This is a genomic window from Octadecabacter dasysiphoniae (genome assembly GCF_021532615.1).
GTDB classification, from domain to species: Bacteria; Pseudomonadota; Alphaproteobacteria; order Rhodobacterales; family Rhodobacteraceae; genus Octadecabacter; species Octadecabacter dasysiphoniae.
In genome coordinates this window covers 67,479-84,323 of the sequence record NZ_JAKGAQ010000005.1, presented here as the reverse complement: position 1 = coordinate 84,323, position 16,845 = coordinate 67,479, and the positions used below count along the sequence as shown (strand labels likewise).

At 56.8% G+C, this 16,845-nt stretch carries 17 protein-coding genes; 7 read left to right on the top strand and 10 right to left on the bottom strand.

Going from position 1 to position 16,845, the window contains the following annotated elements; all coding sequences use genetic code 11:
* Positions 1 to 36 precede the first annotated feature (36 nt).
* The 6 genes from L0664_RS16710 to L0664_RS16685 all read left to right on the top strand — a co-directional run bounded on the left by L0664_RS16710 (position 37) and on the right by L0664_RS16685 (position 4,476).
* The gene (locus tag L0664_RS16710; RefSeq protein ID WP_235227041.1) at positions 37 to 834 is read left to right on the top strand and encodes a chromate resistance protein ChrB domain-containing protein; all 798 of its coding nucleotides are present in this window, start codon (positions 37 to 39) and stop codon (positions 832 to 834) included.
* Positions 831 to 2,069, top strand: coding sequence for a chromate efflux transporter (gene chrA / locus L0664_RS16705; protein ID WP_235227040.1), 1,239 nt, complete (start codon positions 831 to 833; stop codon positions 2,067 to 2,069). The genes L0664_RS16710 and chrA overlap by 4 nt, the downstream gene beginning before the upstream one ends.
* Positions 2,070 to 2,140: 71 nt before the next feature.
* Complete coding sequence (locus L0664_RS16700; protein ID WP_235227039.1) at positions 2,141 to 2,620, top strand: SspB family protein; 480 nt, start codon at positions 2,141 to 2,143, stop codon at positions 2,618 to 2,620.
* A gap of 79 nt (positions 2,621 to 2,699) precedes the next feature.
* On the top strand, positions 2,700 to 4,088 hold the full coding sequence (gene fumC, locus L0664_RS16695; RefSeq protein ID WP_235227038.1) for a class II fumarate hydratase: 1,389 nt from the start codon (positions 2,700 to 2,702) through the stop codon (positions 4,086 to 4,088).
* The gene (locus L0664_RS16690; protein ID WP_235227037.1) at positions 4,085 to 4,264 is read left to right on the top strand and encodes a DUF4169 family protein; all 180 of its coding nucleotides are present in this window, start codon (positions 4,085 to 4,087) and stop codon (positions 4,262 to 4,264) included. Before fumC ends, L0664_RS16690 begins: the two co-directional genes overlap by 4 nt.
* Positions 4,261 to 4,476, top strand: coding sequence for a ribbon-helix-helix domain-containing protein (locus tag L0664_RS16685; protein WP_235227036.1), 216 nt, complete (start codon positions 4,261 to 4,263; stop codon positions 4,474 to 4,476). The genes L0664_RS16690 and L0664_RS16685 overlap by 4 nt, the downstream gene beginning before the upstream one ends.
* Here L0664_RS16685 and L0664_RS16680 read toward each other — a convergent pair.
* From L0664_RS16680 to L0664_RS16665, 4 genes are all read right to left on the bottom strand, one after another.
* Positions 4,464 to 4,718 (bottom strand): hypothetical protein, encoded by a 255-nt coding sequence (locus L0664_RS16680; RefSeq protein WP_235227035.1) that lies wholly within the window; start codon positions 4,716 to 4,718, stop codon positions 4,464 to 4,466. The two genes, L0664_RS16685 and L0664_RS16680, sit on opposite strands and share 13 nt — an antisense overlap.
* A 259-nt stretch (positions 4,719 to 4,977) precedes the next feature.
* Positions 4,978 to 6,324, bottom strand: coding sequence for a cytochrome P450 (locus L0664_RS16675; protein ID WP_235227034.1), 1,347 nt, complete (start codon positions 6,322 to 6,324; stop codon positions 4,978 to 4,980).
* The gene (locus L0664_RS16670; RefSeq protein WP_235227033.1) at positions 6,311 to 7,612 is read right to left on the bottom strand and encodes a hypothetical protein; all 1,302 of its coding nucleotides are present in this window, start codon (positions 7,610 to 7,612) and stop codon (positions 6,311 to 6,313) included. Before L0664_RS16670 ends, L0664_RS16675 begins: the two co-directional genes overlap by 14 nt.
* Positions 7,613 to 7,673: 61 nt before the next feature.
* A complete protein-coding gene (locus tag L0664_RS16665; protein WP_235227032.1) occupies positions 7,674 to 8,429 on the bottom strand; it encodes a cytochrome c biogenesis CcdA family protein in 756 nt (251 codons plus the stop codon).
* A 112-nt stretch (positions 8,430 to 8,541) separates the two neighbouring features.
* Here L0664_RS16665 and L0664_RS16660 point away from each other — a divergent pair, with 112 nt between their 5' ends.
* Complete coding sequence (locus L0664_RS16660; protein ID WP_235227031.1) at positions 8,542 to 8,760, top strand: sulfurtransferase TusA family protein; 219 nt, start codon at positions 8,542 to 8,544, stop codon at positions 8,758 to 8,760.
* A gap of 69 nt (positions 8,761 to 8,829) precedes the next feature.
* Here the strand turns inward: L0664_RS16660 and L0664_RS16655 are convergent, their stop codons facing one another.
* The 6 genes from L0664_RS16655 to purS form a co-directional block, all read right to left on the bottom strand.
* On the bottom strand, positions 8,830 to 11,541 hold the full coding sequence (locus L0664_RS16655; RefSeq protein ID WP_235227030.1) for an Rne/Rng family ribonuclease: 2,712 nt from the start codon (positions 11,539 to 11,541) through the stop codon (positions 8,830 to 8,832).
* A gap of 449 nt (positions 11,542 to 11,990) precedes the next feature.
* Positions 11,991 to 12,788, bottom strand: a complete 798-nt coding sequence (locus L0664_RS16650; protein WP_235227029.1) for an endonuclease/exonuclease/phosphatase family protein — start codon at positions 12,786 to 12,788, stop codon at positions 11,991 to 11,993.
* A gap of 9 nt (positions 12,789 to 12,797) precedes the next feature.
* Positions 12,798 to 14,132 (bottom strand): sigma-54-dependent transcriptional regulator, encoded by a 1,335-nt coding sequence (locus tag L0664_RS16645; RefSeq protein WP_235227028.1) that lies wholly within the window; start codon positions 14,130 to 14,132, stop codon positions 12,798 to 12,800.
* 6 nt (positions 14,133 to 14,138) lie between these two features.
* Positions 14,139 to 15,875, bottom strand: coding sequence for an ATP-binding protein (locus L0664_RS16640; RefSeq protein ID WP_235227027.1), 1,737 nt, complete (start codon positions 15,873 to 15,875; stop codon positions 14,139 to 14,141).
* A gap of 61 nt (positions 15,876 to 15,936) precedes the next feature.
* Entirely contained in the window at positions 15,937 to 16,605 is a 669-nt protein-coding gene (purQ, locus tag L0664_RS16635; protein ID WP_235227208.1) for a phosphoribosylformylglycinamidine synthase subunit PurQ, read from the bottom strand.
* Positions 16,602 to 16,832 (bottom strand): phosphoribosylformylglycinamidine synthase subunit PurS, encoded by a 231-nt coding sequence (gene purS / locus L0664_RS16630; protein ID WP_235227026.1) that lies wholly within the window; start codon positions 16,830 to 16,832, stop codon positions 16,602 to 16,604. The genes purQ and purS overlap by 4 nt, the downstream gene beginning before the upstream one ends.
* Positions 16,833 to 16,845 lie beyond the last annotated feature (13 nt).

The following is a 16,845-nucleotide window of genomic DNA, read 5'->3' as shown; positions in this document are numbered from 1 at the left end:
ACGTTCGCATGTTCCTATCCTACCGGAGACATGCACATGGCTGCCCCAAACGAAATCACCTGTAAACAATTGATGCGTCTGATCGGCCTGCCCGATTGCCCTGTGATCGTCGACATATCCATCGATCCCGACTTTGCCAAAGATCCGTTCCTGATCCCCGGATCATTCCGCCATCCGCACACAGACCTTGAAGGATTGATCGCACGCCTGAACGGGCGGGCCTGTGTGATCACCTGCCAACAGGGCATCAAACTCAGCCAAGGTTTGACGTCGCGGCTGCGCGGGCGCGGGATTGCTGCTGAATACCTCACGGGCGGGATGTATGGGTGGCGCGACACGCCGAACACCCCGCGCATTCCGTTCGCGGCGCTGCCTGACACCAACCTTTGGGTCACACGCCACCGCCCCAAGATTGATCGCATCGCCTGCCCATGGCTGATCCGCCGGTTTGTGGATGCCGATGCTGAATTTCTGTTCGTAAGCCCCGAACAGGCCGCTGGCGTCGCGGACTGTTACGGTGCGACACCTTTTGATATCCCCGACGTTGCGTTCAGCCATCACGGCGATCTTTGTACATTTGATGCCATGTTGGATGCGTTTGATCTGCGTACTGTCGCTTTGGATCGCATGGCGCAGATTGTTCGTGCGGCGGATACAGGAACAACCGACATCCCACAGGCCGCCGGATTGCTGGCATTATCTGTGGGGCTATCGCGCATGCACCGCGATGATCACACGCAACTGGACGCCGCCCTGCCGATGTATGACGCCCTGTACCGATGGGCCCGCGACGGCGTGGATGAAACCCACGCCAGCTTTGGAGGTACGCCATGACGACCGCCGACATGATCCGTGTTTTTGGGCGTATCGGGTGTTTGTCTTTTGGTGGGCCAGCCGCACAAATCGCGCTGATGCAAAAAGAACTGGTCGAAGACCGCCCACTGTTGTCGCAGCCTGATTTCCTCAAGGCGCTGTCGTTTTGCATGATGTTGCCCGGCCCCGAAGCCATGCAACTGGCAACCTACGCGGGCTGGAAATTAAACGGCATTCGCGGCGGGCTGATCGCGGGCGGGTTGTTCGTGCTGCCCGGCGCGATCCTGATTGCCGCGCTGGCCTTCGCCTATGCATCTTTGGGCGCACTGCCGATTGTTCAGGCCGCATTCCTTGGCATCAAGGCCACCGTGATCATCATTGTGGTGCAGGCGATCCTGCGCCTGTTGGGCAAAGCATTGGGGCGCACGGATCACCGCATCATTGCTATTGCTGCGTTCTTGTCCCTGTTTTTGTTCAACCTGCCGTTCCCCATCGTGATTGGTGCTGCTGCGATTTGGGGCGCGATAACGTGCGCAGATCACACACACCTGAAAACTGAACTGCCGTGGCGCCAATCCGTTGCCCCCGTCGCTGTTGGCGCGGTTCTCTGGGCCTTGCCCTTGTTGGCCGCTTGGGCCCTTGGTGCGACATTCCTTTTGGCGCTTGGATTGTTTTTCTCAAAACTTGCGGTGGTGACGTTTGGCGGCGCTTACGCGGTTCTGGCCTATATGACACAAGCCGTCGTGACCGATTATGGCTGGCTGTCTACCGCCCAGATGATCGACGCGCTCGGCTTGGCCGAAACCACCCCCGGTCCGCTGATCTTGGTGACGCAGTTCAGCGGCATACTGGCCGGACTTGCCCAAGGTGGCTGGATATTAGGCGTTTTGGCGGGGTTGATGACACTGTGGGTCACGTTTGTGCCCTGTTTTATTTGGATTTTCGCGGGCGCCCCGATGATCGACTGGCTGGATGGTTATCCCCGCATCCGTGCGGGATTGGCCGCCATCACGGCCGCGGTTGTCGGTGTTATCGCCAATCTATCAGTGTGGTTCGCCCTGCATGTGATGTTTGATGAGGTCACAACACCCGACGGACCCATCGCGATCATTACCCCAGTATGGTCCAGCTTTAACGCCACCGCTGCGGCGCTGACGGCACTGGCCGCGGCCCTGCTGATCTGGCGAAAACTACCGCTGACGCTTACCCTTGGCGTCATAGCGCTGGCCGGTATCGGCCTTTGGGGCGTCACATAGCCAATCGGCCCCTTTAATCTGCCCCCGAATCTCGTATGCTGTGGTTAGCCGCTTCTAGGGAGCCCTCAGCCATGTCCAATTCCAATCAGACCATTGATTATGGCAACCTGATGCACAAAGCGATGCGAGGGCTGATCTATGAGGTTTTGACAGACATCGCAGCCAATGGCCTGCCCGGTGCGCACCACTTCTTTGTGACCTTCGACACGTTACACCCGGACGTGGAATTGGCCGATTGGCTGTCTGACCGCTATCCCGGTGAAATGACGATTGTTGTGCAACATCAATACGAAAACCTGACCGTCACTGACCAAGGTTTTGGTATCACGTTGTCCTTTGGTGACAGCCCCGAACCACTGTATGTGCCCTATGACGCGATCAAAACCTTTGTCGATCCATCCGTAGAATTCGGCCTGCGGTTTGAAACCAACGACGATGATGATGACGAAGAAGGTGACGCACCAGAAGCCCCGATGGATGTCATGGCAGAACCGGAAGACGCGCCCAAGAAAGACGCAGATGTCGTCAGCCTGGACCAGTTCCGCAAATAATTTCAGATCACTTGTGCCGTTGCAGGCGAGGCCTTGCGGCGCTAAACGGCATGCAACCGTATACCGCTAGGATATTGACATGAGCACACGCACAGAAACCGACAGCTTTGGCCCACTTGAGGTCCCCACCGATCGTTATTGGGGTGCACAAACCCAGCGTTCGTTGATGAATTTCCCCATTGGATGGGAAAAACAGCCTGTTGCAATCGTGCGCGCACTCGGCGTGATCAAACAGGCCTGTGCGATGGCCAACAAAGCGTCCGGCAAACTGGACGCGAAACTGGCAGACGCGATGATAGAAGCGGCGGGCGAAGTTATCGACGGCAAGCTTGACGATCACTTCCCGCTTGTCGTTTGGCAAACCGGGTCTGGCACGCAATCCAACATGAATTCCAACGAAGTGATTTCAAACCGCGCGATTGAAATCCTCGGTGGTGAAATTGGATCTAAATCGCCTGTCCACCCAAATGATCACTGCAACATGGGTCAGTCATCTAACGACACCTTCCCCACGGCCATGCACATCGCCGCTGCGATGACAGCGCGTGATGTAATGCTGCCGGGGTTGGAAAAATTTGCCGCCGAACTCGAAGCCAAAGCAGAGACGTTCAAGGACATCATCAAGATCGGCCGCACCCATACCCAAGACGCGACACCGCTGACCTTGGGGCAGGAATTTTCCGGCTACGCCATGCAAATCCGCAACGGGATCGAACGCATCAAGATGGCACTGCCCGGTATCTATGAACTCGCCCAAGGTGGTACCGCCGTGGGCACCGGATTGAACACCGCCAAGGGTTGGGACACGACGGTTGCCGCACATATGGCCGACATCACGGGCCTGCCGTTTGTCACTGCACCCAACAAATTCGAAGCACTCGCCGCGCATGACGCGATGGTCTTCATGTCTGGCGCGATCAAAACGACGGCCATGGCATGCTATAAAATCGCAAACGACATGCGGTTCCTCGGGTCCGGCCCCCGTTCCGGCCTTGGTGAATTGATCCTGCCGGAAAACGAACCGGGCAGTTCCATCATGCCCGGCAAAGTGAACCCGACCCAAGCCGAAGCCATGACGCAGGTTTGCGCCCACATCATGGGCAATGATGCGGCGATTGGATTTGCAGGTTCACAAGGGCATTTTGAATTGAACGTTTATAACCCCATGATGGCCTATAACCTGCTGCAATCCATGCAGCTTTTGGGCGATGTCACCGACAGCTTTACCGATCGGATGCTGAAAGGCACCGAAGCCAACGAGGCACGCATCGACAAACTGATGAAGGAATCCCTGATGCTGGTGACAGCACTGGCCCCTGAAATCGGGTACGACAACGCCACGAAGGTCGCCAAGACGGCGCATAAAAACGGCACCACCTTGCGCGAAGAAGCGGTCGCTCTGGGGTTTGTCGACGAAGAAACATTCGACCGTGTCGTGCGCCCAGAAGACATGATCGGCCCAAAATGAGCGATATCGTCAACCTCAACAAAGTGCGTAAAGATCGGGAACGCACCGCCAAAAAGGCCGAGGCAGACGTGAACGCGGCCAAGCACGGCCGCACAAAAGCCGAGCGTCTGGCCGAAGCGGCGCGGGATGCACAGACACGCGCGCGTCTTGATCAGCTCAAGTTCGAGGACGAATGACCACCCGCCCGGTCAAACATTCCCTAACACTGCGCGGGCATCGCACGTCCGTATCACTAGAGCCGGAATTCTGGGAAGCGTTTCGCCAAATTGCTGACGCGCGCGGTGCAACGTTGAACGGATTGGCCATTGAAATAGACGAGGCACGCGGCGACGTCGGCCTCGCCTCGGCAATCCGTGTATTTGTTCTGAAGACGCTTCAGTCGTCGTAAAGCGCGGCGCGAACCCGGTTCAACATATCTGTATCTTCGCGTTCCACATCCGTTAGATGCTGACGATCGAGCTCATTTTCCAGCAACCGCGCGTAACGGCTGTGATCGTCCGACACGACAGCCTGCGCCACGGGCGCCGCCATCGCAGGGATGTCTTGGTTGGCTTGGAAAACGCGTCGCGCCGCGTCAATCAACGTCGATGCCGTTGGCAGAAGAAATCTATCTAGCTTCGCAAATGTCATATCACTGACCCCGTTGAAGCCCCCATAGATAATTTAGTGTAAATCCGCGTGTCAGGAAATAGGGCAAAGGCGCCACATTTCGGTGACGCAAGCAGCACTGATTCGATATTTTGCCTTAAAAACAACGATTAAGATCAATTTAACCATGCCCAACTTTGGTCTAAATTAGTTTACGTGCGCGGAAAGTCTGTTTCGCGCGGCGCGACAGTTCATCCTTCGTTAACCGATTGATCTTCAATCTTTCAACGATACGGCGATTCTACCCTTGGCGCTCTGACACATTCAGCCAGATGCCATTTTTTGCGCGAACCGTCAGATGCGCGACGGGTATTGGCACTTGGTCCGTCACATCAAAACGGAACCGACGCAGCAGCATCGCCAAAAGCAACACGCCTTCCACCATCGCAAACCCCGCCCCCGTGCAAACACGCGGGCCACTGGAAAACGGGATGTAGGCATCACGCTGGCATTGCTTACCGTTCTCGGTGCCCCATCGCGTCGGGTCAAATCCGTCAGGGTTGTCCCACAGCCGTTCGTGGCGATGCAGGTGCCACGGGCTCAGCACGATCTGGCTGCCCTTTGGCGCACGGCGTTTACGCATCGTTTCAGGGCACGTCGTTTCACGCACCATCATTGGCACGGGCGGATACAGCCGCAGACCTTCGCGAAACACATCACGGGTCAGGCGCAGTTTGGAAACGGAGGCAAAATCAGCGGTAAGTGCTTCGGCCTCCTGTGCCAGTTTATCCTGCCATTCGGGATGCATCGCGAGCAAATACAATGTCCATGCCAGCGCGGATGCTGACGTTTCATGCCCCGCCAAGAAAAAGATCGCCACTTGATCGACCATTTCCTCCGTCGTGAATGTCTGGCCTGTCTGCGGGTCTGGCGTTGTCATGATCTTGGTCGCCAGATCGTCGGGCGCCGTACCGGCATCAATATCAAACATCCGCGCCTCGGTGAGGTCGGTAATCAAACGGCGGATATCGGCAGCCGTGTCTTTCGTCGCACGGCTGAAAAACCGTGGCATCCAGCGCGGGCCGGGAATGAAGGCGCGCAGGTTCAGGATCGGTTGGGTGCGTTGGTGATCGCGGAATTTTTCAAATACGGCCGTTGCGGTTTCATCCTCAATCGGGATCGAAAATAACGTCCGAAAAATCACATCAGCGGCGGCATGGGACGTTTCAGGTTCAATGTCCTGCACGCCAAGATTGGCGGCCATACGCGCAACCGCGGCCTCCCCCGCGCTGTACATCGCACCGTATGCGTCCCGAAGACGACCCCCCTCAAACGCGGGATCAATAATGCGGCGCTGTCGTTTCCATGTCTCGCCGTTGGTCAGGAACACCGAATTTCCAAGCAAGGGACGCAGACCAGCACCAATGCGGTCCGATTTGGGGAAATCATCGGGGCGATCTTTGAGAACCCGTTTCACCAATTCAGGGTCATTGGCGAGGTAGCTGCGAAAGAACGGCGTTTTGAACTCTGCCATCCACGCGCGATACAGCTTTGCGGGTTGGGCCGACAAAATGTCTTCCCGAAACAGTTTCATATAGCGCCACAGCGAAACGCGTTCGGGCCGCGATGGGGGCTTAGGCGGGTTCATGGGACATACTGGTAAACTTGGACGCGGCTACGTCAATGCGCGACTTTGACGGTGCACGGTCCGCAAACCTGTCCCGCAGCGTCACAGGCCCCGCCGTGATGCGGAAGTAATCATAATCCCCCACACGATCAAAGGCGCAAAGGTATTGGAAATGCAGGCGAAAGAATTTCCAACGCAGTTCTTTCCAGCGTTCCGGTGACAGGGTTTGGGTGAACGCCGCAGATATCACCAACGGCCATTTTTGCCCTGCTGGCGCAACACCGGACACCGCCACCGGATCACACAGTGCAAAGGCACAGCCATCACCGGGTGCCGTCACATCAATCCATGCAAGTTCATCGCGGGCCGACAGATAATGAAGATCAGCGCGCAAACGGTCCGCTTTCGGCAGGAAGCTGACCATCGGGACAACCTGACCAAGGCTGAGAAACCCCAACGCAGGACCATCTTTGGGAACGCCCCCATCGCGGATCAAATCAGCCAAAATCGACACAGCCAAATGCGCGCCCGACGAATGGCCGACCACCAGAACCTCATCCACGTCTTGGGCCAGTGCGGCCCCAATAGCGGCGCGAAATTCAGCCATCCGCTGTTCAAGCTCGGGCGGGTTCGCGCCCTTCCAATGGGCGGAATAGGCATAGTCATGCATCAGGTAATAGGCGAAAAACTTACCGTCTTTCTTTTTGAACCACCGCAAGACAATCGACACGATCCATAGGCCAAGCGCCCATTGTGCAATAAGACGCCCCCACTCAAGGATCGAAAAATCAAGATCGGACGTATCGCCACTGCCCAGAACGGACAGAATCGCGCCCGCACCCGATGTTAGGCTGAAGCCCAAAAGCTTCGCAGCAAATACGCCCAAACCGACCGCCAGCAAAAGCTGCAAAATCAACATTCCAACGGGATACAGCGCCGCAATCACTGGCCCTTTGCGCAGCCACATTAAACGGCGCAATGCACCGCTTGTGATGTAAGTCCATGCGGTGCGGACAAGCTGCAAATAGGTTGCCGGAATAGACGAAGACATCGATCCGCGCACGATGTCAGACCATACCAGAACCTCAACTTCTGCATCCGTGGATTGGCTATCCATGCGGGCTTCTACGCGCCAGCCGTAGTTTTCACCTGACTTGGGTGCGATGCCGATGTCGTAGCCGGAAATTTCAGATTGTGCAGCGGATTCAGTGCGGTACAGCTCTCGATATCGGCGCGGATGAATAGGATCATAGCCCGGAATATAGAAAACCTTGCGCCGTTTTACTTGGGTGTGTTCTGCCTGATCCATTGCCCGCTGCCCTTAGATTGCAAGCACTATAGCCGCAAATTTCGGCAACAATAAGGACGCTTTAACCAAAGACCGCCAAGAACGGCACGGCCTCAAGCATCCAGTAGGCGAACACCGTCAGAAACCCTGTTGCCATGGCCAATCCAACGACGACCAGCAACACACCGGATGTCTTTTCGATGACGCCCATATTGCGTTTCATCCAAGCCATCGGGCGTTTCATCTGCGGGAAAAACGCGGCGACCAACAAGAACGGCACACCAAGACCAATGGCGTAGGTGCCTAGCAATGCAGCGCCCTTGCCCACATCCCCCGCCCCGGTCGCAAGGCTCAGGATCGCCGATAAAATCGGGCCAAGGCACGGCGTCCATCCAAATGCGAACGCAAGGCCCAGAAAATAAGCGCCAAACGCCGATCCGCCTTGATCACCCGTATCGACACGCATCTCTCGATCCAGAAAACCAAGCCGGAACAGGCCCAAAAAATGCAGACCAAAGATGATCACGACAACGCCCGCACCCATTTGCAGATAGGTTTGATATCCCAACAACGTCCGCCCAAGGGCAGATGCCCCGGCACCCAGGATCAAGAACACCGTCGAAAGCCCCAAGACAAAGAACAATGCGGCCACCACCGCACGCCCGCGCGCGGCTTTATCGTCTTCCATTTCCGTGACGCTGACACCGCCCATATAGGCCAGATAAGGTGGCACAATCGGCAGGACACAGGGGCTCAGGAAGGACAGAATACCCGCCGAAAACGCGATCAAGAACGCGGGGAGCAGGCTGGCAGCGAGGAAGGTTTCGGTCTCAAACATGATCCCTCTTATCGCGGGCACGGGGCGGCGTCACGCGGCGCTTGGTCACATCACCGTTGAAAAGTATTTCAACGTGGTGGACATTTGCCCGACCGAGCGGCACGACTAAGCCATGGACGTTGTAGATACCCGCGGCATGATGTGCCCCTTACCTGTTTTGCGTGCGGCCAAAGTGCTGCGTGGTGTGGATATAGGTACGGTCATCACCGTCTGGGCCGACGATCCGATCGCCATCATCGATATCCCGCATTTTTGCGTTGAAGCAGGGCATCGCCTCGTGTCGCAATCCGACGATGGCAGTTATCAAATCTACATTATTGAACGCGGATAGAAAAAGCCGCCCAAGTTTCCCAAGGCGGCTTTATTTCAATGACTTCCGGTGTGTTCTTCAAGTAGCGCGTTAGCGCCCGCCCAAAGACCACCATCCGCGTTTCTTCGGCTTGTCCTCTGCCGCTTCGGGTGCGGCTTTGGATTCAGGTGCCGGTGCGGGCTCTGCTTCTGCCTTTGGCTTGGACGTGGTCTTACGAACACGCTTTGGCTTTTCGACGGGGGCCTCCGGTATCGCGTCTACGGGTGCCGCATCCGCAACCACCTCTGCAATCGCAACTTCGCTCGCGTCCGCTGGTGCATCAGCCACGACGGGCTTTTTGCGGCTGCGCGTGCGCTTTGGCTTTTCAGCGGGGGCCTCTTCAGCCTTTGGTGCATCCTCTGGCGTCGCCTCAACCACAGGTTCATCCGCCTTCTTGCGACGGCTGCGCGTGCGTTTCGGCTTTTCGGCGGGTGCATCCTCTACAACAGGCGCGGCCTCCTCTGCCACGGCCTCTACGGGCGCATCATCGGATTTCTTACGACGGCTGCGCGTCCGCTTTGGCTTCGGTGCGTCTTCGGTTGCCTCAATCGGCGTTCCGTCAGCTGCTTCGGCTTGCGCATCCGTTTTGGTGTCACCTTGTGGATCGCTTTGCGCTTCTGATTGCGCGTCGGCGGATGCCTCTGCGCCATTTTCTGTGTTGTTTTCGGCGTTCTCACCACCACCACCGCCACCGCGACGACGGCGACGACGACGACGGCGCTTTTTGGTTGGCGCGTCGCCCTCCTGATGGTCTTGCTCGGGGGCAGTTGAAATTGACTGCTCCTCTGCTTCTTCCACGGTTTCGACGACATCCGCCATAACGGCCGTGTCAGACGAAATCACTGCAGGAGCAACAACCTCGGCCACGATCCGGCTGGCGGTCTTGAATTTCTCAATCGTGAAGTCAGGCGACACCATGTGCGGGTCTCCCTCCACGCGCACGGACAACCCGTAGCGTGTTTCGATCTGGGCCACGTGTTCACGTTTCTGGTTCATCAGATAGTTGGCGATGACCGTCGGCACCTTGACCAAAACTTCTTTGGAACGGCCGCGCACGCCTTCTTCTTCAAGCTGGCGCAGGATGCCCAAGGCAACTGTATCATCTGAACGCAACAGACCTGTGCCATGACAATGGGAACAAGGCTGTGTCGTTGATTCCAACATGCCGGGGCGCAGACGCTGGCGCGACATTTCCATCAGGCCAAAGCCGGAAATGCGGCCCACCTGAATGCGCGCACGGTCCGTCTTCAGCTTGTCCTTCATCATCTTTTCGACAGCCGAGTTATTGCGGCGTTCGTCCATGTCGATGAAATCGATCACAATCAGGCCTGCAAGGTCACGCAGACGCAACTGGCGCGCCACTTCCGCGGCGGCCTCAAGGTTGGTTTTGGTCGCGGTCTGTTCGATTGACCCTTCTTTGGTCGCACGACCAGAGTTCACATCCACGGCGACAAGCGCCTCGGTCGTGTCGATCACGATGTAACCACCAGATGGCAGTTGAACCGTCGGATTGAACATGCCCGACAGGTAGCTTTCCACCTGATGGCGCGCAAACAGCGGCATCTGTTCTTGGTAGTTTTTCACATTCTTGGCGTGGGACGGCATGATCATCTTCATGAAGTCCTTGGCGGTCCGGTAGCCGCCTTCGCCTTCAACAATCACTTCGTCGATCTCTTTTGAATAGAGATCGCGGATCGAGCGTTTGATCAGATTGCCTTCTTCGTAGATCTGCGCCGGGGCGCTGGATTTCAGCGTCAGTTCGCGGATCTGTTCCCACAGGCGCTGCAGGTATTCATAATCACGCTTGATTTCGGTCTTGGTGCGCTGGCTGCCAGCGGTGCGGATGATAAGGCCCGCGCCCTCCGGTACGGACATTTCATTCGCAATCGCCTTGAGCTTTTTGCGGTCCGCCGCATTCGTGATCTTGCGTGAAATACCACCACCGCGCGCGGTGTTGGGCATCAGCACACAATATCGGCCAGCAAGCGACAGATACGTCGTCAGGGCAGCGCCTTTGTTGCCACGTTCTTCTTTGACCACTTGGATCAACAGAATCTGGCGAACTTTGATCACTTCCTGAATTTTGTACCGCTTCGGGCGCGGCTTGCGCACGGGGCGCACATCTTCTGCGTCGTCTTCATCGGCGACGCTTTCGATGTTTTCGTCCTTGGCCGTCGCATCAGGGCCAGCCGTATCGTCATCTTCGTCCGCAGCTTCGGAGTCTTCCGTGGGTTCTTCCACCGGAGTCTCGGCCACGGTTTCCATCGGGGACAGCCCCTCGTCGGGTGTGGCATCAAGATCAATCGTTTCCATGCCCGCAATATCGCTTGAGGTTTCTTCCTCGGGCGTTTCAGCGGGTTCGGCTGTTACGACTGCATCTTCAACTTCGATCTCGGCCGCTTTGGGCTTACGGCGGCGGCGTGTGCGCTTGGGCTTTTCGGCCTCTGCCTCTGCTTCGGCCTTTTGGCTTTCGGCGTAGGCTTTTTCCTCGGCCATCAGCGCTTCGCGGTCTGCGACCGGAATCTGATAATAATCCGGGTGGATTTCGTTGAACGCCAAGAACCCATGGCGGTTGCCGCCATAGTCAATAAACGCCGCCTGAAGCGACGGTTCGACCCGTGTTACTTTTGCGAGATAGATATTGCCAGCAAGCTGGCGGCGGGATTGGGTTTCAAAATCGAATTCCTCGACCTTGTTTCCGTCAACCACCACAACGCGGGTTTCTTCCGCGTGGGTGGCATCGATAAGCATTTTCTTAGCCATAGATTCCTGTTGCATGACAATAGGTTAACACCCCCAGAAGGAGGTGCATCCGATTGATCATGTCCAATTAAGGCGATTGCGTCGACAGCGGATGCGCGGGCCTTTTGGCCCCCTGCTCTCTCGCTCTTTAATGTCGCGCGGTTCATCGCGTTGGTCTCCGACTGCTCACAAAGAAGCAGCCCGTTCAAGGCCCCGGAAATCTTGTGTTCAAAACCACCGAGGGCTGTTCATCTGGTCATCCGTAGAAAACCACATTCTTTCGGTCCGTTAGTGGGGTGGCACAAGGTTTCCGGGCCACGATCCAGCACTGACGACAAAACTCACCGGGATTTTGCGCATAGCGTCATGGCAACCGCCCGTCCCACATACATAGGGGAGGATGGGGGGACATTACAATGATGAACTGTCACCCCCTGCCCTTCGCTGCCCTCTTTTCGCTCAGGGCAGCGTCATTCTATCTCCAAGATCAGCGGGCGATGATCAGATACCACCGGATTGGCCGGCGCATCAAACGACGTCACACGCACGGACGGCGTGACCAGCATGTAGTTGGCGTGACGCACAGGTTTGGGATACAGCGTCGTCCGCGTGTCCATTTCACCAACCAAATCTTGCAAACCCCAACGGGCGAAAATCTCAAAACATTCGCTTGTCGGCAAGATGTTGAAATCACCGCTCAGGATCACGTCGTCTTCCGGTTTTGTGATTTTTGACAACAGCAAAATGGCCTGTCTTGCTTGTGCGGCGCGTGCGGTGGTGTCGTGTTTGCCATCCGGATCGCGCAGCCCATGAAAATGCGCGACGGTCAACGGCCGTTTGCGACCCTCAGGATGCAAACGAACACTTTGAAACGCACGCGGCACAGGTTCCGCGCCCCAGCCATCCTTGCGAAAGGCACCATGGACGAACCCGTCACTGCGCGCGTCAACGACGTGGTTTTCACCAATCCATTGCGCCAACCCGTGTTCTGAACGGTAGGTCTTTCCTGTCGTGTCCTTCAACGGCCCCTCAACCGCACATAAAAACGTGCCAGCGTGGTTCGGTATGCGCGCGCTGATGTCCTCGAACAAATCGGCGCGTTGGTTCAGGGTCCGGTTAGGGTCGCTATAGGCAAGCCATGGCGGGCTTGGCTCTGCCGGGCGAATAACCTCTTGCAGGGACAAGACATCGGCCCGCACATTTCCGGCCCAAGACCCTAGGGCGGGCCAGATTTGACCGCCCCACGCATTGAGGCTCGCAATTCGCATAGTGCCAATTTACCCCAGATAGTCAGACCTTTGCAGCCCGTACTTGGCCATTTTTTCGTTCAGCGTACGGCGCGGCAGGCACAATTCTTCCATGACATTCACGATGCTGCCCTTATGGCGGCGCATGGTGTTGTCGATCAGCATACGTTCAAACGCTTCCACGAATTCCTTAAGCGGCTTGCCCTCGGTTGTGATGGCGGGCTGGCTTTCGTCGTCCTCTGTCATCAGCAGGCTGGCGATGGTGCCAGTGCCACGGCGGTTTTGCAGCACCGCACGTTCCGCCACATTATAAAGCTGGCGCACATTGCCGGGCCACGGGGCCTGCAACAATTGCGCGGCTTCCTGTGCGCTGACTTCGGGGGCATCACAGCCGTATTCGTCCGCAAACCCTTCGCCCAAACGGGTGAACAGCGTCAGGATGTCTTCGCCACGTGACCGCAGCGGTGGAACCGTAATGCGCAACGCCGCAAGGCGGTAAAACAGATCATTGCGCAGGACGCTTTCACAGGTTTTGCCTTCATCCTGAAGGTTACAGATCGCGACGATGCGCGTTTCAGCCGGCGTGCCCTGCTCATTGATGGCCGTCAAAAGCCGTGCTTGATTGGTCTCGGACAAGGCTTCGACATCTTCAAGAACCAGCGTCCCGTTGCGCGCCTCTTCCATCGCAGGAATTGGGTCGTCCTGCCCTGCTGGGCCAAACAGCCGCTTGGCAAGGGCTTCGTCTTCGTACGCAGCACATGAAATCAGCACGAACTTCTTGCTCGCCCGTGCACCAACGGCGTGTAGCGCATGCGCGACCAGCGTCTTGCCCGTGCCCGTCTCACCCTCGATCAAAACATGGCCATCGGCCTGCCCAAGATCGAGGATATCTTCCTTCAGACGCTCCATCACTGGTGACGCCCCGATGAGCTTTTTCATCAATGCCCCACCGTCGGACAATTCACGGCGCAATTCGCGGTTATCAAGCGTCAGACGCCGCGCAACGGTCGCTTTCTTGGCCAATTCCGTCATGCGGTCTGGGTTGAACGGTTTTTCAAGGAAATCAAACGCACCGATGCGCATCGCCTCAACGGCCATGGGCACATCGCCGTGGCCTGTGATCATGATGACAGGCAGTGAGCTGTCGACGCCTTTGATCTTCTTAAGAAATTGCATCCCGTCCATACCGGGCATCTTGATATCGCTGACCACAATGCCGGGATAGTCCGTCCCGACCCCTTTTAGCGCCTCTTCGGCACTTGCAAAGGTTTCGGTGTCATATCCCGACAACGCAAGCCACTGTGAAATGGATTGGCGCATGTCTTGTTCATCATCAACGATCGCGATTTTCATGGCTTGGGCCATAGCGTATTACTCCGCTGCTTCTTTATCTGGGCCTAAAATAGGCAGTTCAACCTCAAATACAGCCCCACCCTTAATTGCATTACGCGCGGTGAGCCGTCCCCCAAAGTCGTTTACGATGCCAGAGGAGATAGCAAGACCCAGCCCTGTGCCATCCCCGGGTGCTTTGGTGGTGTAAAAGGGTTCAAACAGCTCATCGAGGTCTTCGATGCCTGTGCCGTTGTCGCGCACCGACAGCCGCGCCACATCACCTTGGGCAAGCAGAATATCAATGCTGGGATCGGGCGATATTTTTGTGGCATCCAGCGCATTGCGCAGCAGGTTTACGATCACCTGTTCAAGACGCATTCGATCCGCGTAAATCATCACAGGTTCATCCGGCAACGTCTGCGTAATCGCGACCTGTCTTTGGCGCAATTGGGGTTCCATCATCGACAAGGAAGATTGCAGCGCGGCCTTAACATCAACGGGTTCAAGCGTCCCCGACCCTTTGCGCGCATAAGATTTCAACTGCTTGGTAATCGCGCCCATCCGGTCAATCAGGCTGTCGATACGGGCCACCGCGACGACGGCCTCATCGGGGCGTTCGCGACCGATCAAAAGACGCGCACCGGCCAGATAGGTTTTCATCGCCGCAAGCGGTTGATTTAGCTCATGGGACACGGCCGCTGACATCTCGCCCAAAGCGGCAAGCTTGGACGTTTGCGCCACAGTCTGCTCGGCCACTTCGAGGTCCTTTTCGACCTTTTCACGCTCGGCGATTTCCTGCTGTAGGCGGCGGTTGAGTTGGCGCAACTCCGCCGATTCAAGCTGAAACATGCGCGCGGCAAGATTTGAGCGCCGCGACAGGAACCAAAACAAGCCCGCCAGCAAAATCGCGAATCCCATGATTTCAAGCGCAAGGATCGCGTTGACCCGTTCGCGCACCGATTGGAATGTTGTGAAACTGACAACGCGCCAGCCTTGAAACGGCACGCGGACCTCTTGGCGCATCACGCCGTCCCCGCGCAGGTAGGCATCGATCGGTAAGGCGGACCAGTCCGGCGTTCCGCGCAAGGCCCGTTCGATGGCGGTTTGGGGCTCAAGCAATGTCAGTGCTTCTTCTTCGGCTTTGCCCCGCCAGCGCGGCTCGGTCGCCAAAATCGCACGGCCCGAACTGTCCAGCACCATAACCGCATCGGAAATACCGGCCCAGGATCTTTCCAGCTTGGCCAGATCCACGCCCACGGACACGACTCCAATGGAATGGCCGCTGTCCTCCATGCGGCGAGAATAAGTAAAATTGAACCCGCCCTCGTCACGTTCATCCACCGTGAACGTTGTGATGTTTGATCGTAGCGCTTCGATAAACGATGGTTGGCTGCGTTGATTTTCGCCCAGACGTTCGCGGTTGGTCGCCGCAACGATCCGCCCATCCGTATCCATCAACACCAACGACGCTGCGCCAATTTCATCCACAAAGGACAACAACCGCGCGGTAGATTGTGTAAAATCGCCCGAATTCAACGCCCCGATCAAGGCAGGGTCACGCGCCAGCAATTGCGGTACGATAGAATTACGCTGTAACTCGCTCAAAAGGTTGGCAGAATACAGTGCCAACCGAACATCAGCCCCGCCACGCGTGCGTTCCGTAAAGCGTTCTGTCAAAAGGGAATTTGACACGTAGACGACAACGCAGGCTAAACCCACCAACGCCGCAACCAACAGGCGCGTCACCCAAACCGGAGACAACCGGCGCAATTTCACAAAATTCCCCAGCGCATAATGCAATCTTAACTAAAAGTGCCGGAACCGTCCATCAAATGGGTCAGGCAGAGGCAAGTTGCGCCATCAAACCGGCGAAAAGACGCTGACCGTCGGTATTGCCATGCGCCTCTTCGAACGCGCGTTCGGGGTGGGGCATCATACCGAGGACACGGCGGTTTTCTGACAGAATACCCGCAATATCGCCGCGCGACCCATTTGGATTGTCCGAGTAGGTAAACGCGACGCGATCCTCCCCCTTCAGGGCGGCAATCGTGGCATCATCAGCAAAGTAATTGCCATCGTGATGCGCAATCGGCACGCCGATTTCGGCGCCTGCGTTGTAGCCTTCGGTGTAGGCTGAATTTGACGTCTCGATCTTCAATCCGACCGTGCGGCAGATGTATTTCAGCCCCGCGTTGCGCAACAACGCACCAGGCAAAAGCCCTGTTTCAGTCAGGATTTGAAAGCCATTACAAACACCTAAGACATACCCGCCGGCATTCGCATGATCCACGACAGCGTTACAAATCGGCGAATTGGCGGCAATCGCACCGCAGCGCAGATAATCGCCAAACGAAAACCCACCCGGTATTGCGACAAGATCAACACCCTTGGGCAAGGCTGCGTCTTTGTGCCAAACCACGGTAACGTCCGCGCCGGATTTCTCTAGCGCGACAGCCATATCCCGATCACAGTTTGATCCGGGAAACTGGATAACCGCGGCCTTCACAGCACTTCGATCCGGTAGCTTTCGATCACTGTGTTCGCCAGCAGCTTTTCGCACATCTCACCCACTTGGGCTTCTGTTGCACCGTCGGCCAGATCAAGTTCGATCACCTTGCCTTGGCGCACGCCATCTACACCGTCAAATCCCAGCGCACCTAGCGCGTGCTTTACGGCGGCCCCTTGGGGGTCCAAGACACCGTCTTTCAACATGACATGTACGCGGGCTTTCATCGGCAGCGATCCT